21 protein-coding genes are annotated in these 25,923 nt (G+C 51.1%); 2 read left to right on the top strand and 19 right to left on the bottom strand.

Annotation, left to right across the window (positions count from 1 at the left end):
- Window positions 1–9: 9 nt before the first annotated feature.
- The 17 genes from QQK89_RS15420 to QQK89_RS15340 form a co-directional block, all read right to left on the bottom strand.
- Complete coding sequence (locus QQK89_RS15420; protein WP_284239465.1) at window positions 10–783, bottom strand: pilus assembly protein TadG-related protein; 774 nt, start codon at window positions 781–783, stop codon at window positions 10–12.
- 14 nt (window positions 784–797) lie between these two features.
- Window positions 798–1,097, bottom strand: coding sequence for a hypothetical protein (locus QQK89_RS15415; protein WP_284239464.1), 300 nt, complete (start codon window positions 1,095–1,097; stop codon window positions 798–800).
- A 13-nt stretch (window positions 1,098–1,110) separates the two neighbouring features.
- Entirely contained in the window at window positions 1,111–2,892 is a 1,782-nt protein-coding gene (locus QQK89_RS15410) for a hypothetical protein (RefSeq protein ID WP_284239463.1), read from the bottom strand.
- 32 nt (window positions 2,893–2,924) lie between these two features.
- Complete coding sequence (locus QQK89_RS15405) at window positions 2,925–3,272, bottom strand: TadE/TadG family type IV pilus assembly protein (RefSeq protein WP_284239462.1); 348 nt, start codon at window positions 3,270–3,272, stop codon at window positions 2,925–2,927.
- A 66-nt stretch (window positions 3,273–3,338) separates the two neighbouring features.
- Window positions 3,339–3,548 (bottom strand): Flp family type IVb pilin, encoded by a 210-nt coding sequence (locus QQK89_RS15400; RefSeq protein ID WP_284239461.1) that lies wholly within the window; start codon window positions 3,546–3,548, stop codon window positions 3,339–3,341.
- A 42-nt stretch (window positions 3,549–3,590) separates the two neighbouring features.
- The gene (locus QQK89_RS15395) at window positions 3,591–4,520 is read right to left on the bottom strand and encodes a type II secretion system F family protein (protein WP_284239460.1); all 930 of its coding nucleotides are present in this window, start codon (window positions 4,518–4,520) and stop codon (window positions 3,591–3,593) included.
- 7 nt (window positions 4,521–4,527) lie between these two features.
- On the bottom strand, window positions 4,528–5,472 hold the full coding sequence (locus QQK89_RS15390; RefSeq protein WP_284239459.1) for a type II secretion system F family protein: 945 nt from the start codon (window positions 5,470–5,472) through the stop codon (window positions 4,528–4,530).
- Complete coding sequence (locus QQK89_RS15385; protein WP_284239458.1) at window positions 5,469–6,818, bottom strand: CpaF family protein; 1,350 nt, start codon at window positions 6,816–6,818, stop codon at window positions 5,469–5,471. Before QQK89_RS15385 ends, QQK89_RS15390 begins: the two co-directional genes overlap by 4 nt.
- Window positions 6,781–7,977, bottom strand: coding sequence for an AAA family ATPase (locus QQK89_RS15380; RefSeq protein ID WP_284239457.1), 1,197 nt, complete (start codon window positions 7,975–7,977; stop codon window positions 6,781–6,783). Before QQK89_RS15380 ends, QQK89_RS15385 begins: the two co-directional genes overlap by 38 nt.
- Window positions 7,978–7,981: 4 nt before the next feature.
- Window positions 7,982–8,629: a Flp pilus assembly protein CpaB gene (cpaB, locus tag QQK89_RS15375; protein ID WP_284239456.1), complete on the bottom strand. Its 648-nt coding sequence runs from the start codon at window positions 8,627–8,629 to the stop codon at window positions 7,982–7,984.
- A 15-nt stretch (window positions 8,630–8,644) separates the two neighbouring features.
- Complete coding sequence (locus tag QQK89_RS15370) at window positions 8,645–9,112, bottom strand: A24 family peptidase (protein ID WP_284239455.1); 468 nt, start codon at window positions 9,110–9,112, stop codon at window positions 8,645–8,647.
- A 361-nt stretch (window positions 9,113–9,473) separates the two neighbouring features.
- Window positions 9,474–13,568, bottom strand: coding sequence for a galactose-binding domain-containing protein (locus QQK89_RS15365; protein WP_284239454.1), 4,095 nt, complete (start codon window positions 13,566–13,568; stop codon window positions 9,474–9,476).
- Window positions 13,569–13,851: 283 nt separating this feature from the next.
- Complete coding sequence (locus QQK89_RS15360; protein ID WP_284239453.1) at window positions 13,852–18,813, bottom strand: esterase-like activity of phytase family protein; 4,962 nt, start codon at window positions 18,811–18,813, stop codon at window positions 13,852–13,854.
- Between the two features lie 205 nt (window positions 18,814–19,018).
- The gene (locus tag QQK89_RS15355) at window positions 19,019–19,342 is read right to left on the bottom strand and encodes a lipid-A-disaccharide synthase N-terminal domain-containing protein (protein ID WP_284239452.1); all 324 of its coding nucleotides are present in this window, start codon (window positions 19,340–19,342) and stop codon (window positions 19,019–19,021) included.
- 2 nt (window positions 19,343–19,344) lie between these two features.
- On the bottom strand, window positions 19,345–20,052 hold the full coding sequence (locus QQK89_RS15350; RefSeq protein WP_284239451.1) for a glycosyltransferase family 2 protein: 708 nt from the start codon (window positions 20,050–20,052) through the stop codon (window positions 19,345–19,347).
- Window positions 20,045–21,088, bottom strand: coding sequence for a GDP-mannose 4,6-dehydratase (locus QQK89_RS15345; RefSeq protein ID WP_284239450.1), 1,044 nt, complete (start codon window positions 21,086–21,088; stop codon window positions 20,045–20,047). The genes QQK89_RS15350 and QQK89_RS15345 overlap by 8 nt, the downstream gene beginning before the upstream one ends.
- Window positions 21,085–22,443 carry a UDP-glucose dehydrogenase family protein gene (locus tag QQK89_RS15340; protein WP_284239449.1) on the bottom strand — a complete coding sequence of 453 codons (1,359 nt, stop codon included), beginning with the start codon at window positions 22,441–22,443 and terminating at the stop codon, window positions 21,085–21,087. The genes QQK89_RS15345 and QQK89_RS15340 overlap by 4 nt, the downstream gene beginning before the upstream one ends.
- A 156-nt stretch (window positions 22,444–22,599) precedes the next feature.
- On the opposite strand from QQK89_RS15340, the gene QQK89_RS15335 reads away from it, so the two are divergent.
- Window positions 22,600–23,019, top strand: coding sequence for a MarR family winged helix-turn-helix transcriptional regulator (locus tag QQK89_RS15335; RefSeq protein WP_284239448.1), 420 nt, complete (start codon window positions 22,600–22,602; stop codon window positions 23,017–23,019).
- Between the two features lie 169 nt (window positions 23,020–23,188).
- Here QQK89_RS15335 and QQK89_RS15330 read toward each other — a convergent pair whose 3' ends face one another.
- Window positions 23,189–23,761 carry a nucleotidyltransferase family protein gene (locus QQK89_RS15330; protein ID WP_284239447.1) on the bottom strand — a complete coding sequence of 191 codons (573 nt, stop codon included), beginning with the start codon at window positions 23,759–23,761 and terminating at the stop codon, window positions 23,189–23,191.
- Between the two features lie 159 nt (window positions 23,762–23,920).
- Between QQK89_RS15330 and QQK89_RS15325 the strand changes: the two genes are divergently transcribed.
- Window positions 23,921–24,424: a Crp/Fnr family transcriptional regulator gene (locus QQK89_RS15325; protein ID WP_284239446.1), complete on the top strand. Its 504-nt coding sequence runs from the start codon at window positions 23,921–23,923 to the stop codon at window positions 24,422–24,424.
- Between the two features lie 13 nt (window positions 24,425–24,437).
- On the opposite strand, the gene hmpA is transcribed toward QQK89_RS15325, so the two are convergent.
- Window positions 24,438–25,673 (bottom strand): NO-inducible flavohemoprotein, encoded by a 1,236-nt coding sequence (gene hmpA / locus QQK89_RS15320; RefSeq protein ID WP_284239445.1) that lies wholly within the window; start codon window positions 25,671–25,673, stop codon window positions 24,438–24,440.
- Window positions 25,674–25,923 lie beyond the last annotated feature (250 nt).

Raw genomic sequence — 25,923 nt, 5'->3', positions numbered from 1 at the left:
CCCTCGCCTCTATAATCGAATTTCCTTCACCGTCTTCATGCTGACGTCAATATTGAAATGACTGCTGCTGACGCTGCTTGCCGAACGGGCCCCCAGTACATCCTCGACATGGACAACCGCTTCGAACTGCACTTTATTAAAGGCATCCACCTGCAGCGCCGGCTCACCATCCATCGGGAACGATATAACGGTTCCGCTTCGTTCTCCTTTATTACGGTCGACCATCTGTCTGGCCACGGCTTCAATATCGCCGGCATTATGAAGGAACGCATCATATAAGCGATCACCGTTTTTTCTGGCGGTATAATCATCAGCGAAGTACGGCTCCTCGACAACAAGAATCCAATCCTTCTCCAGATCAAAGGTGCCGTTCATCAGCTTGGTCACCAGCACCGTACTATCCAGCAATTCACGCAGCTTGTCCTCTTTCGACTTCGGCGGATCAGTCGGCTCCTCTTCTTCGCTGCTGTCCGGCGTAGCCGAAAGCGGAGGCGCATCGGACGGCTCCGGCTCCTCTTCCTCAGAGGAATCGATCTCATCGTTAAGGAGAAGCAGGTTTTCGGCTACAGAATCCATCATCTCTTGTGTAAAGGCATCTCCAAGCACGTCTGCAGCAGCAAGCGCAACCGCATCGGCGATATTTTGCGACTGCCGTTTTTCTGTATGCACGCTGAACACATAGAACAAAACAATGGCCGCGACAAAAGACACGCCAAGCAAAAATACCGTAAATAAGGCAATACTGCCCCGTTCATTCGTCAAATGTTTTCCCGTAAACCGCATAACGTCCTGTCACCTTAGAAAATATAGTATCGAACAATTAGAAAAACAAGGAATAACGCGCTGCCAAACAACCGGTAAAAAGCCGTTGTCCGGTCTCTCGCAAAGGTATCGATCATCAATAAAATAAAGCTAATTCCCATAACGATGCAGCCGCTTGTAATAGCCTGGTTATTGGTCAGAATACCGTTCTCATAGCAATAGGACAACGTCAGCATGCCTACAACCAGCAACACCACCGCAATAAAAATCAGCTTTTTTGTTTTTTCCGGATTAAGCCCCTTAATTAAGGGACCATTTGCCTTTTTGTTCCGCAATTCAAGTCTCTCCCTATGGCTTTATAGGTGCAGGCTTCGAAGTTGGATAATTACCAGGCTTCGTTCCTTCCTCAAGCAGCTTCTCGCCAACCATTTGTTGCTTCTCGAAAAACTTCTGGAACAGCTCTTCATTCCCGTTCAGCATGGCAGCCTGATTCTCGGACAAAACGCCGCTTTGCAGCCAGATCTGTTGTGACCTGGTCAAATCTTCGGGTTTCGTCTTTAATAAATCGAGCAATTGCTTATTGGTAATTCCCTTCTGGCCAACCGTATCGCTGACCGTCATTCCGAATTTATTCTCCAAATCCTGTCTGGTCAATCCGATTCCGAGCTTATTGCGGAGCGGAATAAACAGATTGGACCGGAAGAGCCGGCCTAGCAACGGCCCAAATACAAACGCCTTGGCGAAACTTCCAAGGAGAAGGGAGCCTGCATCCGTCTTCTCGCGCTTGATCAGATTGACGACGAAGGTTTCCGCGCCTGCCATCAAGAAATTCCAGGATGTGGTGACAAAGCGGCCAAGGCGAAGACTTTGAGCAGCCTCAGCCAACTTCCCGAATACAACCGCGCCGAGGAAACTTTCCGTAATCATCATTCCCATATCGCTCAGACCCGGGAACGTATCCTTCGTCAACATATGGATTGAAAAAGAAGCCACCATATTCAGTCCGAATTGAAAGCCGGTATTCGCGTTCCAGATCAAGCTTTTCCATAAACGGGGAGCCTGACTAAGCAAGGTGCGCGCTCCGTTCTTAAGACCTGCCCACAACCCTTGCTCGAAGAGAGAAGTAATTCCTCTCCAGCTGCTTGTTAACGCCTGCCTCGCGCCGCTAAGCAGCCCCGTCAGCCCGCGTCCTCTTAAGAACTGGAAAGCCGTTCGGGCCGCCGCCCCGATTCCGGAGGTCGCGATGGCGAGAACGGAAATGCCGGCAAGCACGCTAACGCCAATTCCTTCGATCCAGGAAAAAGCATCACCGGCAACAAAGGAATACACGACGCCTGCAACTATCGCTACAGCTACTGCGGCAATCCAGACAGGTGCAGAGATTGTAATCCCGATCGCTAAGGCCGCCACAACAATGACGCCAACAACAACGGCACCGATTACGCCAACGGCAAGTCCGCGCCCAAGCTTCTCTGCCGTATCGGAAATCCAGTCACTGCTAAAGACGTTATCCCACCAGGATTTCCCGTCTCCATCTTCCGATTTATTGACTTCGGATGGCTCCGGCTTATTCGGATCCGCAGGATCAATCTCCCCCGATTGGTTAGGGGCAGCAGGATCAACCGTACCGCTTCCGCCCGTGTTGCCAGGATTGGCAGCTCCGCTATCGCTGTCGCCAGCAGCCGGATTGTCCGCTCCTCCGTTATGGCCCCCTGTTCCCGGGCTGACTGCCGATCCGTTACCGCCTTCGCTTACCGATCCGCCAGTTCCTCCGCCGGTTCCACTGCCGCCACCGGGGCCGCTGGTTCCTCCAGAACCGCTTGTCCCGGGACCGCTCGTTCCGTCAGTGCCAGCATCGCCAGGCGAGCCTTGGCCATCCCCGTCACCAGGCCCGCTTGTTCCCGGATTATCCGTAGAAGGCGTGCCGGTAGAGGGATGGGTTCCTCCGCCATCCAATCCCCCGTCTGTTGCTTCTTCCGTCGTTGGCGGGTCTGCCGGCTGCTCCTTCACTTTGGCTGATTGAAGTTTCGTCTCGATCTGCTCGTCTGCTGCCGCATAGATTGGACTAAGATTAAGATGACAGATCATCGCCAAGAACATAACGATTGTAAAAACCTTGATTCTCATCATTCAACTCCATCCGTTATTTGGTCAAGGTCCGCCTACTCTTCTTTCTTCAGCGTCACCTCAGAACTTACCGGTATGGACAATCCCGTCGTATTGAACACGCGGGCATTGTTTAACAATGGAACTTCGAGCGTTACTTTAACAGTCACATACGTAAATTTGCCGTCGGAAGATTCACTTCGCGCAACGGACAACACTTTATAGGAGGATGCTACATTGCGAACCGCCGTTTCATAATCATCGCTGTTTTCCGTAATGGCTACGCGCGCACCGTCCATCGCGGCAGCTTTTGCCGTAACGGCAGCAGAAGCGGAGATCGCAAATTGGCATACAATTATAATCATAAGTAAAAAAAGCGGGAGGATACCCATGAATTCAATCAACTGGGATCCTCTCTCATTGCGAACATATCTCATGCAGTCACCCGACTACTCTATTTTTTTCTAATGCTAGATGGAGATTTTATTAATGAAATCTTTGATTTTATCAACGAGCATCTTAGCGATAGAATCATTGCCTTCGCCAAACAACGGGATCAACGCCAGAATCAGAATAACAACCAGTGCAACAAGACCGACATATTCGATCGCCTGTGCTCCCTTCTCGTTACGAACCGGGCGCAGCAGCTTGCTGCCAAACATCATGATTGTGTTCATCATGCGCGTCACCTCCTTTCCAGTGGAGTAAAATAGGTACATGCCTTACAGCCCAAATCCTCCGCTGACTCCCATTCCTTCAGGGTTATAGATGAAGTTCAGAATCAGCAGTCCAATAATGAGAAGCAATACACCCGGCAGAATGAAAAAGGTGGTAATCAAAGTGACCTTCGGACCGGCCTTTGCTGCCTTTTCCTTCATCTTGTTAATTCTTGTATTGCGGATATCCTCGGATAAATTACGGAATGTATTCGCAATTGGAACGCCAAGCTTGCTGCCCTGCAAGAGTGCCGTAACCAGCATCTCAAGCTCGGGACAGTTGTTGCGCTTCATCAGTCTCGTGAACGCTTCTTCGCGGGATACCCCCATGTCGAGCTCCTGAATGAACCGGTGCAATTCCTCCGATAGCGGCCCTTCCATTCCGTTAATGATTTGTTTGATGGCAGGCTCAAGCGGAATGCCCGCTTGTAGCGTAACGCTCATCATATCCATGAACTCGGGAAGGTCGATGCCGATCCGCTCCTGCCGAGCGGCAGCAGCCATCTTAATCCAGACCGCCGGCGCGAACAGGCCAAAGACCATAATAAGAAGCTGGAAGATGCCATTAATGAAACCAAGCGTCTGCAGCAGAACCGCCCCTGTGGAGAAGCCCATAAAGCTGACGAACCGGAGGCCGTAGAACGAATCCAGGTCTAGATTTTCAGGAAAACCGGCCAGCTCCAACTTTCTTTGAACATCATTTTTGTTCAAAAAGAACGGGAATCGTTTGCCGAGCGGCGCAAACCGATGTGCCAAGTAGATAATTCGCCGCTTAACATCATCCTTCAGCCTCGTCGGCTTCTTCTTGCTCTGCTGATGGATATCAAGCTTCTTATGCAGCTTGATCCGATGCAGCTTTGATCTCCACCAAAAATACATGGAGGCCGTCCAGCTTATGAAAGCAGCGGCAGCAAGTACCGTCAGCAATGTCGTCATAAATTCCTCATACCTTCACGTTTGATACTTTTTGAATCAGATAAAATCCAATCGACATAATCAGAACAACAACTACGATCAGAACGATGCCAGGAAGCGTAAACAGCGGCATCAGAAAACCGTCGAACATCATGTTGAACATCAGAACCATTATGACGGGCATTAAAATAAGGGCTACCGCCACAAATTTGGTCTCCGCAGTCTGCGTCCGAATCTCTCCGTTAATTCTTGCGCGGTCATCCAGCGTCTTCGCCAGTTGATCCATCGCCTGACTGATATTGCCGCCGGCCTTCCGCTGCACATTAATCATCTGCACGAAGATCGAGATATCTTTACTCTTCACGCGTTCGGTCAACCGCTCCAGTACGGATTCCATCGATGTCCCCATCTTCAGCTCGGAGGACATGCTGCGGAAGATGGGTCCCGCCGGGGCGCGAAGCTCCTTGGCCACCATCTCAAACCCTTGTTGCAGACTCAAGCCGGCGCGCACGCAGCTGGATACCATTCGGCACAGCTCCGGCAATTGCTTGCTAAGCTGTTGAGACAACTTGGCGCGACGGGATTTCAAATATTGCTTCATCCCAATTCCGGTAAGCAGCCAGGAGGCAAGCAATTCGAACGGAAATTCCAGTCTGACGATAAAGTGCAAAATGATAGCAAGCCCCGCGAATATACCCAGTTGAATGGCCAACCAGTCGAAAGCCGTCAGCTTCATGTCTGCGCCTTTCAGAGCATTATCGACCTCTTTGGCATAATCCGAGCGATTGACTCTGCGCTTCAGCTTGGAGATTAACGTATTCGTATCGACAGCCTCCGTCTGATACATCGGCTTGATCCGCTCGTTCAGCTTCTTCCACTTGCCGCGGGTAACCGCCATCTCCATAATGGCCAGAGACAAACATAATGCCGCCACGAATATAATGACCAGAACAACCGTTGGTGTCGTCATCATGACCAGGCCACATCCTCCCGGGAGAAGTAATCCTCGGGCAACGTTTGGCCGAACGCCTTCATCTTCTCGAGGCATAGCGGAACGACGCCGGTAGGTTCGAAATGTCCAACTACCTTGCCATCCTTCTCCACTCCGTATTGCCTGAACCGGAAAATATCCCGTAAAACAAATCCCCGCTCCTGCGGCACTGCTTCTGCAATCGACACGATCTTGCGGCTCCCGTCCTGCAATCGCAACGTTTGCACGACAAGCTGAACGGCTGACGCGATAAACGAACGAACGACCTCGGCGGTCATCGAAGCGTTGCCCATCAGAATCATCGCTTCAATCCTAGACATGGCATCATTTGGATTATTCGCATGGATCGTCGTGAGCGAACCTTCATGACCGGTATTCATTGCCTGCAGCATGTCCATCGCTTCTGCGCCGCGAACCTCTCCGACAATAATGCGGTCCGGACGCATTCGAAGCGCATTGCGGACAAGCTGCCGGATCGAGATTTCGCCGGTGCCTTCCATATTCGCGGGTCTTGCTTCTAACGACACGACATTTTTCCGGTTGAGCCTCAGTTCCGCGCTGTCCTCTATCGTGATAATACGTTCGCCAAGCGGAATGCCCGCAGACACGACATTAAGCAGTGTTGTTTTGCCGCTGCCCGTACCGCCCGAAATAATGACATTCAGCTTGGAAGCCATCGCCGCTTCGAGGAACCGCGCCATAGGAACCGTCATCGTATGGAAGTTGATCAAATCTTCTATCGTATAAGGATCTTTCCGGAATTTACGGATCGTAAGCACGGGCCCCTTCACGGAAACGGGCGGTATCGCCGCGTTAATCCGGCTTCCGTCCTCCAGCCGTCCATCCACAAGCGGCGAGCTTTCATCGATACGGCGGCCAATCGGCGCTACAATTCTCTCGATAATGTTGCGGATATGCTCGTTATTCTTAAACGTGATTTGCGCCTGCGAGATGGTACCGTTGCGCTCAATATAAATCTCGCTGGGACCATTCACCATAATCTCGGTTATTTCTTCATTCTTAAGCAGCGGCTCAAGCGGACCGTAACCGACGGAATCGTTCAGAATCATCGTCAGTAGCTTGGCCTTGTCCTGCTCCGTAATAATAATTTTCTCTTCGACCAGCATTTCGAAGACAAGCTTCTCGATCGTCTTGCTCTTCTGGTAGGCTGGCAGCTGGATGAGCTGCTCCAAATTACTTTCCTTCAGCAGCCGTTCCTTGTAATGCTCAAACAGCTGATCCAAATAATCCGTCGGCTGATCCTGCAGCTGCTGCTCCTCCAGACGCGTGTTAAGCTTTTGAAAGATGGACAGAGGAATCCCCTCCAATCCGTTTCATCAGCTCGTTAGTCAACTGCCAAATGTCCCGGGCCGGACCTTTGGGCCCTTTGTCTCCTTGCTTCTTAAGAAGCGGCTCTCCGAGATTGATATGGCTTTGAATCGCCTTGAAATGATCCGCTACCGTACCTACAATCGGGTAAGCTGCCATCTGTTTCAATTCGTCGAGTTGCACGTCTCGCTTCTTGCTAAAGCGGTTCACAAGCAGCGAAATATTGTCCTCTTTCACGAGATGATACCGGTCCAGCAGCTTCAGTACGCTTTGCATCCGGGCGATTCCCGGCCGGTCTAGCTCCGTCACGTAGAGGAGCTGGTCCGTCTGTCCAAGCGCACCTACCGAAATTTCGTTCATTTCCTTCGGTATATCCAGAATAATAATGTCGTAATGCTCCCTGCAGGCTTTTATAATCTGCTCGATATCCTCGCCCTTGAAGTGCTCCGCCTCTTGCGGATGATTAGGCGACAATAACACGTGAAGCTGGGAATCCTCTCTTTTGTACAGCACGTTATTGATTTGGGAATGGGTCAATTCCTTGATTACCGACTTCAAGTCGCCAAGGTTTCGTTCATGCTTAATATCAAGAAGCATATGTATGCCGCCGAACTGCAAATTCAAATCCATCAGCAGTACCCGGCCCGGCTGCCGGTAAGCCATGGACTGGGCAAGGTTAGAAGCGATAAAACTCGTGCCTACCCCGCCTTTGCCGCTGTATACCGAAATGACCGTGCCGGCCTGATGCTCAGAGCTCCGGCTTGTCTTTTCTTTCTGCAGCTGCAGTTGCTTCTGTACATCCAGGGAACGCTCCAGCACTTTCTCGAACTCATCCATCTCCTCCGGATAACGGACCCACTCCGAAATTCCCGACTGGTACATCGACCGAAGCAATTGGAAATTGTCCGATTTGGATACATAGATGATTGGCGCCGTTTCATTCATCCGCTTAATCTGCTGCAGCAAAGGCGGAAGCATATGCTGATCATGAGGCTCGACCAGAACGATGACGCGGGCTTCCTTGGCGCTGAGCTGATTATAGGCTTCTTTAGGCTTGTCGATGACCTCGCCGATCGGAATGTTCATGAAATTAAGACGCTGAACCATTTGTTGAGAGATGCGCTGCTCCTCACAGACAATGCTTACTTTTGTTGCCATCCGATTATTCCCCTTCTGACGCTACTTTTGCGTTGCTGCTTTTTAATACCCGTATTTCCTTGCCATAGTTCAACATCCAGATCAGATCCTTAGCCTCGCTAAGCGGCAAGGCGACGCCAATCGATACAATTTCGTTGTCTTTCTTCGATACGTTGTTTACGCTGACGTTCTTCAGCAGGACTTGAGTCCTTCGTTCCTCGGTACCTTTAGCCGCCTTTGGATCCTTCTGTTCATAAGACGCGACCAAGTCCACCTTATCGAGGACATCAATTTGATCGTCAAACACGGCAAATGGCGCTCTGAGCACGACCTGCCGGTATTCTCCGTTCACGAGGTTGTTATTTCGCAGCATCGGCTTCGTAATAATACCCTTCTCCGGAATCGGCACCATCGACACTTTGCCATTCAAATCCGCAGCCGTTTGAACGTAGGAATCCGTTGCAAACTTTCTGGGAATATCCGTCATAGACAACATATCCTTCGTAATTAATTGTCCTGCGGGAATTTCCTTGCTCGCGACATAGATCGAGACCATTTCGCCAAGACTTGTTTCCTTCTTGTTCATGTAAGACGAGAACATAATAGTTGCGGCCAATCCTAAACCAATCGAAAAAATAAGAAACAAAAAGGCTCTGCGACGAGTATCAAACATGTTCCAATAACGCTCCTATCTGTAATTAAGAGATGCAAGATTCGAAATAACGAGCATAAGGATGACGCCAGCCGTAATAAAAGGGGCAAGCGGTAGCTCATGATAACCGGCCGGGAGCCGTTTTAACGCTTTAAGGAGAAGAAGCGGTAAAGCCCAAAGAGCCGCGGCAACGCTTGTCAGCACCAAAACAACAAGCCCCTGCTCCCAGCCAAATGCAGCCCCAAGCATGGCATACAGCTTAATGTCGCCTCCGCCGATTTGACCCTTGCTGATCACGGCCAGGACATAGGCAATACCGCCAATAATCAGCCAACCAAGCAAGCTATGGTAGAACGTACCTAGAACCGCGTGAATTCCGATAAAGTAGAGCATGCCGGAAATCGTATATTTATCATAAATTTTCCGCTCCTTCAAGTCGGTATAAAGACATACCGCAAGCAGCAGAAAAGCAGGAACGAGAATAAAATAGGGATTTTCCCCCATTGCATACCACCAACCCTTTAGAGCTATGTATAGCATGAAGCGAATTACATAAACCTCATTGTCATAGAAAAAAATGGATAAATGAATAGGTATTCGTAATTAAAAAAATATACTAATCGAACTAATCGAAATAATATCAAAAACATTATTCGGGACAACTTAACTAATTGGGACCACTTATGCCGCACATTTTTGTAATTTTTTAAAAGTATGGAAAAACAGGAATGTTGTCCTACGACCATCGACGAGTTGGAATAGGAAGATTTCCTTAAATCCAATACATTCCACCGCCTATAGAACGAAAAAAAAGAACCTCCCTCAGAGCCAATAGCTCTTAGAGCGGTTCTTTTTTTCTTACCGATTAATACCCGTACACATCAAAGCTCCAAAGCGAGTAGCCCCATTGCGTGCCGCGTTCCGTGCCCAGCATACGCACATAACGGCCGGTGCCGTTAACGTTCTGGTCAAGGTCAGCGCCTGTACCGGTCGTTGTGCTGTATAGATCCGTCCAGCTGTTGCCGTCCGCCGAAATTTGCAGCTTAAACGACTTGGCATAAGCGGTTTCCCACTTCAGCTTAATGTTTGTTACCGTGCGGTTCTGGCCAAGGTCCACCGTAATCCACTGCGGATCTGCGCCGGTTACCGAACCCCAGCGGGTGCCAGGGTCATTGTCCACGGCCGAAGCCGGAACAAACGGATCTTGGTAAGACGAAGCGGTCGCCGTCTTGCCTACGGACAGCAGCGTGGAATTCGAAGCCGTTGCAGCATGGCCGTATACTTCCACTTCATACAGCGAATAACCGTATATCGTTCCGCGTTCCGTCATGTTGATCCGCACATAACGTCCCGTACCGCTTACGTTGAAATCATCCGTACCGCCGTCTCCGGTTGTTGTCGTATAAATATCGGACCAGCTGTTACCGTCAGCCGATACTTGGACTTTGTACGATTTGCCGTACGCCGTTTCCCAGTTCAGCTTCACGCGGTTGAGCTGCTGCGAGGAGCCAAGGTCGATGGTCATCGTCTGCGGATCAGCGCTCGTAACGGATGCCCAACGGGTTTGTGCGCTGCCGTCTACGGCATTCGAACCAACAAACGGCGTTTCGGTCGACGTTACCGTTACCGTTTTGTTCAAAGCTACGTTTGTATCGGTACCGTTATTGCCGCCATTGCCATTATCGCCGCCGCCATTATCCCCGCCGCTGCCGATCGGAGGCCAGTTATCGCCTGAATTCGTATTTGTCATTGGATTTACCGAGACAAGCGATTTCGCGGCTACAACCGCCGTTCCGGTCGTTCCGGCTGCATTCTTGAACGTGACCGTCACTGGGCTTGCCGTCGGATTCCACACTTGAGCCGTATACGTGTTGCCTTTCTTGTACACCGTCGCGCTGGTCCAGCCTGTTGCCCAAACGTCTTTCGTACGCGCTCCAAGCGTCTGCATGTTATGAACGAACCAGTAGGTGTTGAAAATCTCGTTCTTCTGCATGTTTGTTGCGCTCCATTTGTTAATGACCGCCTGCGGGTCGCTTAACGCCTGAATCGGCCATACGATATGGTACCAATCGGTCTCTGGGCCGCCGTTATCGGCGACAAAACCGCTATACAGACCAGCCGCTTTGCCGGGAGCAAGGCTATAGCTTGTCAAATATTCTGCCGTTGGCAGCCAGTGAATGCCGTACACATACACCGGATCTCCGTTAAAGAAGGTGCCGAAGAAATTGGATGCGCCGTATACTTGTCCAACGGTCTTGTGCGTATATTGCGAAATCCAGTTGTCGCCGTCGTAGTTGAACCAATATTGCATAACCGCGTTCAGCTCGGTCGTGAAGCCGTAGATGGCAGCGTTACGGAAAGATGTATCGCCGTTAGTCAGTCCCCACATGTATTGGCCTACCCAGCCAAACAACGATTCGCCAGCCGCTTCCTGGTTGTTGCCGTTGTCGTTATCCTCATAACCGCCTGCCCATGAATGGCCTTCATACGGATCGAAGCTGCGGAAGAACGGGAACATCGAATCCGTGCGCGAAGGGTTCGCATAGTCGCGGACGAGATGGTCGATCATTGGACCGAATTGGGTCTTGAAATCGTTATCGAACGTAGCAAGCACGGCCGATGCAAATACATAATAGCCATACGTGAAATGATGGTCGGTAATGCCGTTGTTAGCGCCGAACTCGCTGGATTTGTAATACGTTGTTCCCCAGTCGGAGTTGTAGTACAAGAAGTAATCCGGTTCGCCGTTTGTATACGTGTACCAGTCGGTCAGAATCGTCTTGATCCGCGACAGGAATTTATCCCGGTACGCCGTTTCGCCAAGCTCGTTAGCCGCAAGTACGCCCATCGCCAGCGGATGAAGCTTCTTGCCTTGCCAATAGGCGTCGGCAGCCATCAGATTGCTTGTTGTTTCTTCATCGAGCGCTTTCAGGTAAGACACCATCAGCGAACGGTCATAAGCCGAATCCGTTGGTTCCGTGAATTGTGGCACGATGCCGTAGAAACGGTCAACCGTAGTGAAGGTATTGCCTTCGCGCACTTTCAATGTACCGCGTACGGATGGATAAGTCAGTGCGGTAAGCGGTGTCGAAGACACTTTCCATTGATGCGGCAGAAGGGTCGTCAGCACCTGATTCGAGAAGCCGGTACGCTTCAGCGCCGTCGTCAGCGTGTAATCCGTTGTGACCTGCGAAGTAGATTCGTTATAGTTGTAGTTCACTTTCGTATCCGTTACGAATGCATAGGCATGCTGATAATAGTAGTTCAAGTTCGTTGCCGCCGGCATAGCTCCAATAGACAGATAGTTGCCGCCGCTGCCAAGCTGGATTTTCACCTTGGCCCCTACTTTCTTGAAGACCGTTCCCGCCGGCGCAAAAATCCCGTAGTAGCGCGTAAACGATGCGCCGCTGCCGTCCGTGTTCACAAGCTTCACGCCGATATGATCGGCTGTCAGCGTTGCGCCTTCGGTTGCCAGAACGGAGTTACCGTTGTCATCAAACAGCTGGGTAATTAGCGAAGAGTAGATCTCAACCGAGCTAGGATCGGCAAACGTGTTGTACACGTAAGGCGAACCTTTGACGAAGGTCGATTTCATTTTGTCCGTCGCATCGTCGCTTACCACCGCGTCTACGGACCAGTCGCCGTATCCGGTAACTCGGGTTTGCAGCTTCGACGTGTTGATGCTGTTTGACATGACGTACAAATCCGGATTGCCGTCGGCATTCACCGCGCGGCCATCCGAGGACATCCAGCCCGCTCCCGGATTAAGAATGCCAAGACCTTGCTGGAAGTACTTCGCCTTCAGCGGCAGCGTCACCAGATAATCGCCGTACGGCTTGATCAGGATCGATTGCCACCAGTCATTGGACGGGATTGGCGTCTGGATGTTAGAAGACTTGTTCGCCGGATATTTCGGCTGCGGCATATGGATGTCGTTCGTCAGATAACTGCCCGCACCGGATTGAACGGCGGTTGGCGTTGGCAATGCCGGAATCGAATACGACGGCTGCGGTTGGCCCGCGATATAGTCGTAGACTTCAAACTCCAGAAGCGAATAGCCGAAGCTTGTCGCGCGGCCAATGCCGTTCATCCGGACATAACGACCGTTTGTATAGAGCGGGATGTCGTTCTTGCCTCCCGACCAGTGAAGCTCGCGGTAGACCGTTGTCCATTGCGTGCCGTTATTTGATACTTGAACGTCATACGCCCGTCCGGCGGCCGCTTCCCAATTCAGGACTACCCGGCCGATCTGATGGGCGGAGCCCAAATCGACATAGATCCATTCATTGTCCGTCGCGTTGGAGGACCAGCGTGTAGCCGGATTGCCGTCCACCGCATTGGACGCAACGGTCGAGCCCGGAGGCAGATAAGCGGAATTTTCCGTCGAGGATGCCGTCACCGGCTTGTTTAGTGCCACGTTGGGACCGTAGTTAACCGGCGGAGCTGTCGAGCCGCCTGTCCCGTATACTTCAAACTCCAGAATGGAGTAACCATAAGCGGCAAGGGCACGCTGCGTGCCTAATATTCTTACGTAACGGCCGGTGCCGGCTAGCGTGATGTCGTCGGTTCCGCCGTCGCCCGTTGTTGTGGAGTAGATATCCGACCAGGCCGATTCGTCGCTGGATACCTGGATTTTATACGCCGTTGCAAAAGCGCCTTCCCATTGCACCTTCACCCGGTCAATAGTCGCGTTAGCGCCAAGATCGACATATAGCCATTGCGAATCCACGCCCCATTGGCTTCCCCAACGGGTGCCGGTTGAACCGTCCACGGCAAGATTTGCCGTATTGCCGCCTTCTACGGAAGAGGCGTATGCGGTTTTATTTTGCGATAAGAGATAAGAGCCTGCGGCATGCGCTTCGCGGATGAACAAAGATGATACAAGCGAGACCAGCATAACCGCGCAAAGCGTCAGGACAAGCAGCTTTCTGGCGGTCCTTTCCCGGGCTATCGTATACATTCGTTTATTTCCTCCCTAATCTGCATCTATGGTTCATGGCTGAACTAAAGCTCTAGCCAATCGCTGATTTGCTTCCCCTTCAATCCTCCTTCCTAAATCACGACCGCTGGCAACGCTTTCATCACCATGCACGACCTAGTATACTTCCGACGGACAAAGGTAGAAAATGCCAATATTTAGCGTTTTATGCCACGATATCTTGTGCTTGTCCATGCACGCAAAAAAACCGCGAACCGCCAATGGGGTTACCTGAAGGCATCCCATTGGCGATTCGCGGAAAATATTACTCGTTAATAAAGCCTGCTTTCACTAACATGCGTTTGATCAGCGCCGCCGATTCGCCGCGCGTTGCGTTGCCTTGAGGCACAAGCGTCTGGTTCGCATAACCGTTCAGCAATCCGGCTTTTACGGCCGCCGCTACTTCCGGCTTCGACCAGCCGACTTTGGCAGCGTCTTTGAAACTTCCGATGATCGAAGTTTGCTCGCTTGCCGCTACGGACAAATCTACCTTCGTGAAGTTTAATGCACGAACTAGAATCACTGCCATTTCTTCGCGGGTAATTGGTGCGTTTGGATGGAAGGCGTTGTCGTTGTATCCATTGATAATCCCAGCATTCACGGCCGCGCCTACTTCGTTTGCATACCAAGCGCCGCTAGATACATCCGAGAATGATTGTTGGCTTTGCTCCGGCGTCAAGCCAAGAGCACGAACAATTAATGCCGCAAATTCAGCGCGTGAAATGTTACGGTTAGGCTCGAACTTGCCATTAATAGTTCCTTCGATGACGAGTTTGTTCGCCAGCAGCGTAATGTCGCTTTTCGCCCAATAGGAAGCAATATCGTTGAACGATTTGTCGCTTTGCACGACGGCATAAACGCTGTTGCCGTTCCGCTTCATAACGGCAGTGGTCAGACCATCCTTCGTCTCGAATACGGTTGGCACAAACTTCAGCTCATTGGTCGCTTCGTCCAGCATGACGCCGGTTGCGCGGGAAGGATCCACGATGCCGTTCACGGGAATGGAACGGGTCACGTACGTACCGCCGAAGGATACCGGCACCGATTGGCCACTTTTGCTTACCGCTTCGACCCGGAACTCAACCGGACTGCCCAGTACAGTTGCCCCTTGGCTGCTCGCCGCCGCGCTAACCGCATTTGCCGCTGAAGTACCGGCAGCCGCTACCGTTATGCGGATGACAAGTTCGTCTTTGTTCACGCCAAGACTTTGCGCGAGTTGATCCAGGTTAAGAACGTTCAGAGGGAGCGTATATTCGCCGGCTTCCGCAACAAAATGAATCGTTTTGCCGCTTTGAATACCCGCTGCAAGTGTTGCCGCTGGCAAATTAGCCACATCGGAAGCGAGCGCCAGCTCAACAGCCTGATTAGCAGCAAGCGCTTCTTTCAGCTTCGCTTCATCTACTTTGCCTGTCTGATCTGCCTTTAAGCCAGTTCCGGAATCCGGTGTTGTTACCGGCGTATCCGTGTTTGGATTAGATGGGTTCGAATACCGTTGGAACAGCTGACTCAGCGATTTGCCGTTCTCCGGACCGTCCGCATCTACCCAAATGCTTGGCAGAGTTGTTGTATCCGATGATTTGTCTTGTCCTTTCAAGGTTACAATAACCGACTGTCCTGCGCTAAGCGTCAGTCCGTCAAGGACGATATAACTTCCGCCTTCTTTCAACTCGTTGGAACGCAGCGCGCGCGGCGTGCTTCCGTTGAAGGATACCAGGTCCGTGGCGGCAGCCGTCAGTCCCGCCGGCAGCTTCACCAGCATCGTTCCGAGCATCGCGGATTCGCCGAGCCGAACCGTTAATTGAATGTCTTCGGCCGAGCTTGTTTGGTTCATAACAGACTCTTGAATGGTGCCTGCAACGCTGCTTGCAGTCGAGCTGTTCACAGCCGGAACGTATAACGAATAAGCCCATACTTGCTTTTTGTCCGGGTCTTGTACGCCAAAGTCATTGTCGTTCGCAACAACAACCGTATGGTCGTTTGGCATAAAGAGCCCTTCCAGCTTCGAGTTCGGATAAGCATATTCGCCTTGTGCGTCAAGCGTCAGCATCTTCGTCACGGGAGTAACCGATACGGCTGTTCCGCCGTCCGGCGTTACGGTATAGGGAGGCTCCGCTACTTTATATTCCGGTTTCGCCCCTTGAACGACCGTGTTTTCCAATGTCGTGCCTGCTGCGGAACCTACAGCGCCGATATTATCCAGCTTGCCGAGGAAGTCTGTTGCATTCGACAAGTTAATCGTATAAATCTGCTTGTAATCATAGTTCGCGTCACGCTCGTCAACGACGATATGATTCTCGTCGATCGCCATCATGTCCGAAATATAGTTGCTGACTCCATTAACGCCGTCCAGCACGTAGAGATATTCCGCTACCGGCTCCGGTGTTGTCTTCGTCAGATCGAGCTTAATAATACGCGAGGCACGGGAGTTGGCATTCACCTTGCCGTCTGTCGTAATAGGATTAATCATTGGCGATTGAATCGCCGCAAACAGATAATGTCCGTCCGGCGTCAGCGTTGCGCCTTCAATGCCGCGGTTTGGCATACGCGTGCTCCATACCGCCGGCAGCACGTCGTTGATTGGCACGGCCGTTGCTTTTGCCGCTTCATAGAGAGCTTTCTCGCCATTAGGCACAAGACGTTGCAGGATCGTGCCGTCACGTTTCACTTGCACCAGGTTCGGACGGTATTCGTCGCTCATCCAGAACGTATCCGTTGTTTGGTCGTACGAAATGCTCTCAAGGTCCAGACCGTACGGATCGCTAGGAAGCGTCGTATATTCCTTCACGCTGCCGTCTTCGTTATACGTGATGGAACCAACCGGAACCTCGTCGCCTACGCCGCTGCCAACAAGACTTTTGTCCGACTTGTCCGTTTTTGGGAAGTTCGATACGCCGCTAATGTTGGATGTGCCGGTAATCGGATCAATCGCGCCGTTTGGCAGCTTGAGCGGAATTTGCTCCAGCACCTTCACGCTGCCGTTCTCCAAGCTGATCTTCACGATTTGCGGCGAAAACGTAGGAACCGCAAACGTTTTGCAGCCTACGCAATATTTCTTGTCGATGTCGCCGTTAGGGCCGCGGTCCGTATGCGTGTAGAACACGTTGGCCGGGTCGCCCGGCAGATGTGTCAGGCCGGAGAAACCGCCCAAGTACATCGGGTCGCCTACATGGATAGCTGCTGCGCCATTGTCCGACGCCGGAATTTCCACCACCGATTTGCCGATCAGAATCTGGTCGTCGAACTGGAACAACCGCGCTTGCCAAGCTTCGTTCAACAGGAGGTCATTGGTCGAAGGCGAAGCCACGTTCAGCGATTTGCCTGCTTCAGGACCGTCTGAATCCACGTAGACTTGCGGCTTGATGACATTGCCTTTAAACGTTTTGCCCGTCAAGCTTACGGTGATTGATTCGCCCGCTTGCAGCGTAACGCCGTCCAGTACGATATAGTTGCCGTTTTCTTTCACCTCGGAATCTCGGAGCATCCGAGCTTGGCCGCTGCCGAATTTGACCATATCGCTTGTTGCTGCGGCGAGGTCTTGTGGCAGCTCGATTGTTACCGTACCTAATACGGCTGCTTCGCCAAGCTTTGCCGTAATGTTAATATATTTAGCCGAACCTACCAGCCCGTTTACTTGTGCGGTTACCGCAGGAGCTGCGCTAATTGCCGTATTAGCCGTCTCGGCAGGAACGTTCAGCGTGTACATCCACACTTGCTTTTTGTCCGGATCCTGCACGCCGAAGTCATTGTCATTCGCAACAACAACCGTATGTTCGTTTGGCATAAAGAGCCCTTCCAGCTTGGAAGCCGGGTATGCAAACTCGCCGCGAGGATCAAGCGTTAACGATTTGGTCACCGGAGTAACGGACACTGCCGTACCGCCAGCAGGCGTCACCGCATAAGGAGGCTCCGCTACTGCGTAATCCGGAGATGCGCCTTGCACCACCGTATTTTCCAATGTCGTTCCTGCTGCCGAACCTACAGCGCCGATATTATCCAGCTTGCCGAGGAAATCCGTTGCATTCGACAGATCGATCGTAAAAATCTTCTTGTAATCATAGTTCGCGTCACGCTCGTCAACGACGATATGATTCTCGTCAATCGCCATCATATCGGAAATATAGTTGCTAACGCCCTTAACGCCGTCCAGCACGTAGAGATATTCCGCTACCGGCTCCGGTGTTGTCTTCGTCAGATCGAGCTTAATAATACGCGAGGCACGGGAGTTGGCATTCACCTTGCCGTCAGTCGTAATAGGATTAATCATCGGCGATTGAATCGCCGCGAACAAGTAATGTCCGTCCGGCGTTAGCGTTGCGCCTTCAATACCGCGATTTGGCATACGCGTGCTCCATACCGCCGGCAGCACGTCGTTGATTGGCACAGCCGTTGCATTCACTGCTTCATACAGTGCTTTCTCGCCGTTTGGCACAAGACGTTGCAGGATCGTGCCGTCACGTTTCACTTGCACCAGGTTCGGACGGTATTCGTCGCTCATCCAGAACGTATCCGTTGTTTGGTCGTACGAAATGCTCTCAAGGTCCAGGCCGTACGGATCGCTAGGAAGCGTCGTATATTCCTTCACGCTGCCGTCTTCGTTATACGTGATGGAACCTACCGGAACCTCGTCGCCTACGCCGCTGCCAACAAGACTTTTGTCCGACTTGTCCTCTTTCGGGAAATTCGATACGCCGCTAATGTTGGATGTGCCGGTAATCGGGTCAATCGCGCCGTTTGGCAGCTTGAGCGGAATTTGCTCCAGCACCTTCACGCTGCCGTTCTCCAGGCTGATCTTCACGATTTGCGGCGAAAACGTAGGAACCGCAAACGTTTTGCAGCCTACGCAATATTTCTTGTCGATGTCGCCGTTAGGGCCGCGGTCCGTATGCGTGTAGAACACGTTGGCCGGGTCGCCCGGCAGATGTGTCAGGCCGGAGAAACCGCCCAAGTATATCGGGTCGCCTACATGGATAGCTGCTGCGCCATTGTCCGACGCCGGAATTTCCACAACCGAATTGCCGATCAGAATCTTGTCGTCGAATTGGAACAAGCGAGCTTTCCATGCGTCGCTCTCCAATTGCTTCACTTGAGTTATACCGTCCGACTCCGGAGCTGCTTCCGCTGCTTGAACTGCCGGCGCGTCAAACGACGATACCATACTGAACAACACGGCTACTGCGGAAATACCGGACAGCCAAGCTTTGGCTGTGTCTCTCATTTTCCCGTTCATAAAATCCCCCTATAGTAGTATGACTAATCTCACAGATCATGCGAGAGCTAGTAAATATTAACCAAATCAGACTACTATAGTTTTGTACTAAGATTGTTTCGATGCTATTAATCTTTCATAAATAAACGAATACAAAATATTAATCCCCATCGATTCTATCTATAGATCAGATAGCTTCAATGGGGATTCTATGACGCTTCTATGCTTACATATCTACCGAGTTGCTGTTTGACGTTTGCACCTCTGCCTTGCGGTTCAGCATAATATTGCGGAAATAGATAAAGACGCTGGGCAGCTGCCCCAGCAGAAATACAGGATCTTTGCGGTACAGCGCATAGATGGACAACACCGCGCTGCCCAGAATGCTATATACCCAGAAGGACTGGGGAACGACGGTTTTTTTCGCTTTTTCGCTCGCCAGCCATTGGGTAATGAACCGCATCGTAAACATGATTTGCCCGATAAAACCAAATATAATCCATCCCATGTTGCCAGCCGACACATTGCCTATAATCGAATGCCACCACATAATTAATGGCCTTTGATCTGATAGCGAATGACCCGTTTACGGAGCCAGCCAATGACGATTGCATCCATCAGCCCGACAAAAGCCCGGTTGAATACGCCATATTTGGACACGCCATGTTGTCTTTCCTGATGGGATACGGCCACCTCAACGACCTTGAAACCGTTGATCTTCGCTAACGTCGGCAGGAAGCGATGTTGTCCTTCATATAAATAATAGCTGTCGGCCACTTCCCGCTTCATCAGCTTCATCGGGCAGCCCGTATCGTAAATCTGATCGCCAGTCAGCCAATTGCGCACTCCGTTGCCGACCCGCGACGATACTTTTTTCACGACGGTGTCTCTGCGTCTCACGCGTTTGCCGTTCACAAAATCCATCTGCGGGATATACGGCATCAATTTGAAAATATCGCGCGGATCGGTCTGCAAGTCCGCGTCGATCAAAGCAACAAGCTCGCCTGCGGAGCCTTTGAGTCCGGCATATATTGCCGCGGTCTGACCGCAGTTTTTCTCGAAATGAATAACCCTCACATGCGAATCCTGCTCCGCCAGCTCATCAAGCAGCAATGCGCTGCGGTCTTTGCTGCCGTCGTTGACAAGTACGATCTCGTAGCTCTCTACTTTCTCTTTCACCGCGCTTGTAATCGCCTCGTGCAGAAGCTTAATGTTCTCTTCTTCATTATAGATTGGCGCAACGACCGATAATTTAACCATGTCTATCCCCCCTGTACCATGTAACAAACTTGTGTATTCCTTCGGCAAAATCGGTCTGTGGCTCATATCCGAACAGCCGGTTCGCCTTGGATACATCCGCATAAGTCTGCTCCACATCTCCCGGCTGATGAGGCAACGTACGAATAACGGCTTGCTCGCCAACTTCCCGTTCCAAGGTCGTAATCAAATCCCGGAGCGTGATTGTTCGGTTCGTGCCCAAATTCACAATTTCATAGGTATGATCCTGCTCTTCCACATACGTCAAAGCGCCAAGAATACCGGCTATAATGTCACCGATGTACGTGTAATCGCGCCTTGTGGAGCCATCGCCGTACATCGTTAATTCCTCTTTCTTATCCAGCATCTTCACGAATTTGTGAATCGCCAGATCTGGCCGTTGCCGCTCTCCGTAGACAGTGAAAAAGCGCAGCATAACCGTATCGATATGGTGCAGATGATAATACGTATGCCCGAGCACTTCACAAGCTTTTTTCGTCGCCGCGTATGGCGAAATACTGAAGTCGACAACATCTTCTTCGGCAAAAGGAACCTTCTTGTTATTTCCGTACACGGATGAGGACGAGGCGCAAAGCCATTTGCGCACGCCATGCTTGCGCATCGCCTCTAGAAGATGAAGAGTGCCCCTCACATTTACATCCTCGTACAAAAGCGGGTCCTCAATTGAAGGCCTAACGCCTGCCATCGCCGCAAGATGAATAACAGCGTCAATCCGCTCGCTGGCGAAGACCGCATCCAGCTCGTCCATGTCGCGGATATCCGCTACCGCAAGCCTGTAATGATCCGACTCTACGACCGCTTGAAGTTTGGCGAGATCGTCCATTTTATCCCCCGAATGGAGATAAGGAAATACCGTTCCCGTACTACTCAGGATATTCCTGATTTTGGTTTTATAGTCGTATACGTCATTGAAATTATCAATATTGACGACGCGATGGCCCTGAGCCAGCAACTGCCCGCATAGATGAGAGCCGATAAACCCCGCTCCCCCGGTTACGCAATAGGTTTTCATTGTCATTGGGCCTCCCGCAATGAATACCCATGCTCCATAGAGCCCACAGGGTAGTATTGGAACCAATTCCGAATAGCAATATCCCCCGCAAACATGTTCCGCATATCAAAAAATACGTTCCTTCGCATGCTACGGGCCATTCGCTCCCAGCTCACGCCACGGAATTGCTCCCATTCGGTCATCAATACAATCGCGTCGGCCTGCTGAGCGCATTCCGCTTCGTTGCCGCAATACTGAATGCGGCCGCTGAGCTCCGGCCAATCACGTGCGGCCTGCTTCATTCCTTGCGGACAATACACCTTCACGGCAGCTCCTTTGCCGAGCAAGCCTTGAATAATATCGTAGCTTGGCGCGTAACGGATATCGTCCGTATCCGGCTTGAAGGTCAGTCCCCATATGGCGATCGTTTTGCCTTTCAACGTGCCGTCAAAGGAAATGGCCTCCTCAATCTTGCTGACCATCTTCGACTTCTGCTTCTCATTAGCCGCAATAGCCGCACGCACAACGTACAGCTCCTCGCCGTTCTTCCTGCCGACATCCACGATCGCCTGCGTATCTTTCGGGAAGCAACTGCCGCCGTAACCGGGGCCTGCCTGCAGGAAATGCGGCGAGATCCTGTCGTCCATACCCATGCCTGTTGCAATATCCTGAATCCGTGCGCCAACCTTCTCGGACAAGAGAGCCAATTCGTTGATGAATGAAATTTTGACCGCCAAGAAGGAGTTCGAAGCGTATTTGATCATCTCGGAGGTTTCCAGGTTCGTGAATAGAAACGGGACATCCTGCTCAAGATGAGTAGCGTAGACGGTCTTCAGCATTTGCACCGCCTCTTCGCTGTCGGCTCCGATAACAACCCGGCTTGGCGATAACGAGTCGCTAACCGCTTTGCCTTGTCTTAGAAATTCCGGATTGGAAGCAACATGCGCCTGATAGGGAGTGCCTTTCAGCATGTTGCCCAGATAACCCTCAATGTTCCGGCTTGTTCCAACCGGCATGGTGGATTTGCTGACGATAACCTTGTTGCCATTTATATATTTACCTATCTGCTGAACCACTTCCCAGACGTACGTAAGATCCGCGCTGCCGTCTTCCTTCGCTGGCGTTCCAACCGCAATGAACAATACGTCGCTCGACTGAACGACTTGCTGAGCGTTAGTGGTGAAGGTTAATGTCCCCTTGCGAATGCCGCTTTGCAGCAATTCCTCAAGCCCGGGCTCATAAATGGGAGAAAAACCTTGGTTCAGACGTTCGATCTTATGCTCGTCGACGTCCATACAGGTAACCCGGAACCCATAACTGGAAAGTACAGCTCCATGGACAAGTCCAACGTAACCCGTACCCATTACTCCAACGTTAACCATGTGACCACCTCATTTAATTTGGTGATAAGTATTTAGTTTACCAACTTAACTATCATCATAATAATGAGAAATATGATATATTTCAAGTATAAACAATTAACAACTTTACGGATTGGAGTAGGTAAGGTGGACAACGACAACCATCAGGAGATAATCATGCAATTGAGGGAATCTTTTACCCGCTTTGCAAAAGCCGAGTGGAGAGAAAGATCGGTTAACGGTTACAACAAGAGCGAACTGCGTCTGTTGTTCTGCATCATGGCCAATACGGATGAAGACAATCCTAAAATCAAAGTATCAGACATCGGCAAAAAGCTGCTCGTTACTACGCCGACCGTCACCCAACTCCTCAAAAAACTGATGGCGGACGGGTTGGTGGAACGCACCGTCGATCCAGACGACAGAAGGTCTGTAGGCATTGAACTGACCCCTGACGGCGAGCAGATTGCGCAAGAAGCCGTGGAACAATTAAACCGGCATCTAGGCGGTCTGGTCGAGCATCTTGGCGACGAGCAAAGCCTGATGCTTGCGGACTTATTGACGAAAGCTTACAACTACTTTAATGAAAAAGCTTAGGATGAAAAAGAGAGGGGTGTCCCTCTCTTCCTCTCTTAGTTACATATTATTAACATTTTTCATAGAGTATGACTTGCATTGTTAATTCGGTGCGCGCGCCTGCGCTGCAGCAGGCAAAAAGCCTGCTGCTGGCTGCATTCGCGGCTGCACCGCGCGCTCGCCGCGCTATCTAACGAGCGGCAACCTCAATCTTGCTCCACCTGCTCCGCCAGTTCTTCTGCACGAGGCGTTTCTCGAAGATGGCCATTAGTTCCGGCGATTGCTCGAAATAAGGCGTAGGCCGGACAACGAATTCCAACAGGTCGCTAATCCCATGTGGCGCGGACAAAACGACTCTTTTCCGTTCATCCAAGGTCAGACCTAATGCGGTAACGGTCTCCGGAAATTTGGACATGGCATCAACAGCCGATGCATAGGGTTCAATCTCGTTCGCAAGATGCATTCTGGCTTCGTTTTTCACCGACCACGGAACCTCCGGCATCAAGCTTCTCAGCTTCTGCTCCAGTTCTTTTTCAACCGCCTCATCCGTTATCGACGGATCAAAATAAATGACGTCCACATCCGGCAACGCAAACCGTTCCGTATAACCGTGCAGATAATCCCACACCTTAGATCTAACAAAACCAGCGCATACCCACCAATCGGGCAAGCCCAATGACCCCGCCGTATGCAAAATCTTCATCATCCATTCGTCTTCCGACACCAGTTCGATGATGTCCCGATCGTTCCTTAGCTTCCGCAATCCGGCTCCTCCTTATCGAACGCAAGTTCTCTATTCAGGATACAAGAACCGGAAAGCATTGCAACATCAAAATACGATCTATCGTATAATGAAAACAAAAAAACGAAGCCCTGTATGGGCTTCGCTACTTCGCTCTAGACGGTTGGAGGCTTTAAGCTTATGAACTTGCATAAAGGCGAAACTTTATTTCTGCAGGGCCAATCCGGTCCCCTCTTCCGCCTGCGCAGCGGGCTGCTCAAAATCGTGCGCGTTCACCCGGATGGCTCGCAAATTCTGGTCAATATTATCGTGCCGGATGAGATTATTCCGCATCATTCCCTTATAAGCCCTAATCCTTATTTCGGGACCGCAATCGCCCTGGTTGCGAGCGAAGTCGACATAATCCCTTCGGCCTCCTGGTACGAGGAGCTGGAGCGGCATCCGGACCGATACCGCTCCATCGCTCTTCAATTGCAGGATAAGCTGCGCATGATGCAGCAGCGAATCGACCAGTTAACCGCCATTGCGCCCGCGGACAAGCTGCACAAGCTCGAAGCCTGGTTTGAGCATTATATCTCCCCAGCCAAGCTGACCGAGGTGCTTACGCAAGATGAGATCGGACAGTTTCTCGGTCTGCGGAGGGAGACGATCAACCGGCTGCTGCGCTCCAAGAAGGAAAGGTAACCACAACCGCCACTTAACCCGCGGCTTTTTCCGCTTCCTCTTCCAGACTGCCTTTTGGTCCAAAAAATTCATAATGAATATCTTCCGAAGCGACTCCCCATTCGAGAAGCAGTTGATTGATATGAGCCATAAACGGCGCAGGCCCGCAGAAGTAATACACAGCTTCCTTCGACGGAAGGATCTCCTGCAGCCAAGGAAGGTCGATATACCCTTCCTTATGAAAATCCCCGGCATCTGGAGCTACAGGATTCGAGTAACACCAATATGCTTTTGCATGTTGGGCCTGCTTCACGGTATCTTCTACTTGCTGCTTCAGCGCATGAACTTCATCATTATGAGCGGCGTGAATAAAAGCAATGGTTCGCTCCGATTTCAGGTCTACCAGCGTATTCAGCATGCTGACCATCGGCGTAACTCCTACGCCTCCGCTAATGAACACCACTGGACGGCTATCTTCCAAATCCAACGCAAAATCTCCGGCAGGCGCAGACAACAGGAGCATATCGCCTTCCTTCACCTGTTCGTGCAGGTACACGGAAGCAACACCGGCAGGATCGCCATGGTGAGCTTCTTCTTTTTTGACGGATATCCGGTAATACGGTTTGCCAGGGGCGTCCGATAAGCTGTACTGGCGAATATGCGTGTTCGCCTCGCCTGGAATATCCATCTTTACGCTAACATACTGGCCGGGCTTAAACGAAGCAATAGCTCCGCCATCCTCCGGCACCAGATAGAAGGACGAAATGACGCTGCTCTCCCGCACTTTGCGCTCGACCCGGAATGCCCGATAACCGGCCCATCCCCCTTGTTGCTCTTCCGCTTCCTTATACATCTCCGCTTCTACCTGGATGAATACGCCCGCGATCACGCCGTACGCTTCCGCCCATGCACCAAGAATCTCCTCGGTTGCCGCATCTCCCAACACTTCCTTGATGGCTTGCAGCAGATTTTGTCCGACGATCGGGTATTGGTCTGCCGTAATGCCAAGACTGCGATGCTTGTGCGCAATCTGCTTAACGGCCGGAAGAATCGTTTCGAGCTTATCAATATATAGGGCGGCTGCATAAACGGCATTGGCTAACGCAGCTTGTTGTTTGCCTTGTCTTTGATTCGCATGATTAAAGACGTTCAACAACTCGGGATGACTAGCAAACAATAATTGATAAAACCGTTTCGTAATCGCCGTCCCGTGAACCTCAAGCACCGGTACGGTCGATTTAATGATGGCAATCATCTTTTCGCTTAGCATGGAGCTTTCCCCGCTTTCTTCATCTTGTCATGGTTTAATTATACGGAAGAGAAACCAATTCCCGATGTGACTCCAGTCACATGAATTGGGAACGATATGTGAAGTTCGTTATCAGAGACTAGGGTAACCAAATCGTCATTTCAACTAATTACTAGCCTCCCCCACTTGTCATAAAATAACAGATGAATATAATTGATTCTTCTCTTATTGGAATTAACCCTCTTTGCTATAATCGTTGTAGATATTAAAT

The sequence above is a fragment of the Paenibacillus glycanilyticus genome (genome assembly GCF_030161375.1).
Taxonomy (GTDB): domain Bacteria; phylum Bacillota; class Bacilli; order Paenibacillales; family Paenibacillaceae; genus Pristimantibacillus; species Pristimantibacillus glycanilyticus_B.
Note: the sequence above shows the minus strand (reverse complement) of the source record. Positions and strands in the feature narration are given on the sequence as shown.

Coding starts and splice junctions, on each gene's coding strand:
- QQK89_RS15420 (WP_284239465.1), bottom strand. CDS start 783: ATGCGGTTTACGGGAAAACATTTGACGAATGAACGGGGCAGTATTGCC.
- QQK89_RS15340 (WP_284239449.1), bottom strand. CDS start 22,443: ATGGTTAACGTTGGAGTAATGGGTACGGGTTACGTTGGACTTGTCCAT.
- QQK89_RS15410 (WP_284239463.1), bottom strand. CDS start 2,892: ATGATGAGAATCAAGGTTTTTACAATCGTTATGTTCTTGGCGATGATC.
- QQK89_RS15355 (WP_284239452.1), bottom strand. CDS start 19,342: ATGTGGTGGCATTCGATTATAGGCAATGTGTCGGCTGGCAACATGGGA.
- QQK89_RS15360 (WP_284239453.1), bottom strand. CDS start 18,813: ATGAACGGGAAAATGAGAGACACAGCCAAAGCTTGGCTGTCCGGTATT.
- QQK89_RS15365 (WP_284239454.1), bottom strand. CDS start 13,568: ATGTATACGATAGCCCGGGAAAGGACCGCCAGAAAGCTGCTTGTCCTG.
- cpaB (WP_284239456.1), bottom strand. CDS start 8,629: ATGTTTGATACTCGTCGCAGAGCCTTTTTGTTTCTTATTTTTTCGATT.
- QQK89_RS15400 (WP_284239461.1), bottom strand. CDS start 3,548: ATGATGAACACAATCATGATGTTTGGCAGCAAGCTGCTGCGCCCGGTT.
- QQK89_RS15370 (WP_284239455.1), bottom strand. CDS start 9,112: ATGGGGGAAAATCCCTATTTTATTCTCGTTCCTGCTTTTCTGCTGCTT.
- hmpA (WP_284239445.1), bottom strand. CDS start 25,673: ATGCTAAGCGAAAAGATGATTGCCATCATTAAATCGACCGTACCGGTG.
- QQK89_RS15345 (WP_284239450.1), bottom strand. CDS start 21,088: ATGACAATGAAAACCTATTGCGTAACCGGGGGAGCGGGGTTTATCGGC.
- QQK89_RS15325 (WP_284239446.1), top strand. CDS start 23,921: ATGAACTTGCATAAAGGCGAAACTTTATTTCTGCAGGGCCAATCCGGT.
- QQK89_RS15395 (WP_284239460.1), bottom strand. CDS start 4,520: ATGACGACATTGCTGACGGTACTTGCTGCCGCTGCTTTCATAAGCTGG.
- QQK89_RS15380 (WP_284239457.1), bottom strand. CDS start 7,977: ATGGCAACAAAAGTAAGCATTGTCTGTGAGGAGCAGCGCATCTCTCAA.
- QQK89_RS15350 (WP_284239451.1), bottom strand. CDS start 20,052: ATGGTTAAATTATCGGTCGTTGCGCCAATCTATAATGAAGAAGAGAAC.
- QQK89_RS15335 (WP_284239448.1), top strand. CDS start 22,600: ATGCAATTGAGGGAATCTTTTACCCGCTTTGCAAAAGCCGAGTGGAGA.
- QQK89_RS15390 (WP_284239459.1), bottom strand. CDS start 5,472: ATGATGACGACACCAACGGTTGTTCTGGTCATTATATTCGTGGCGGCA.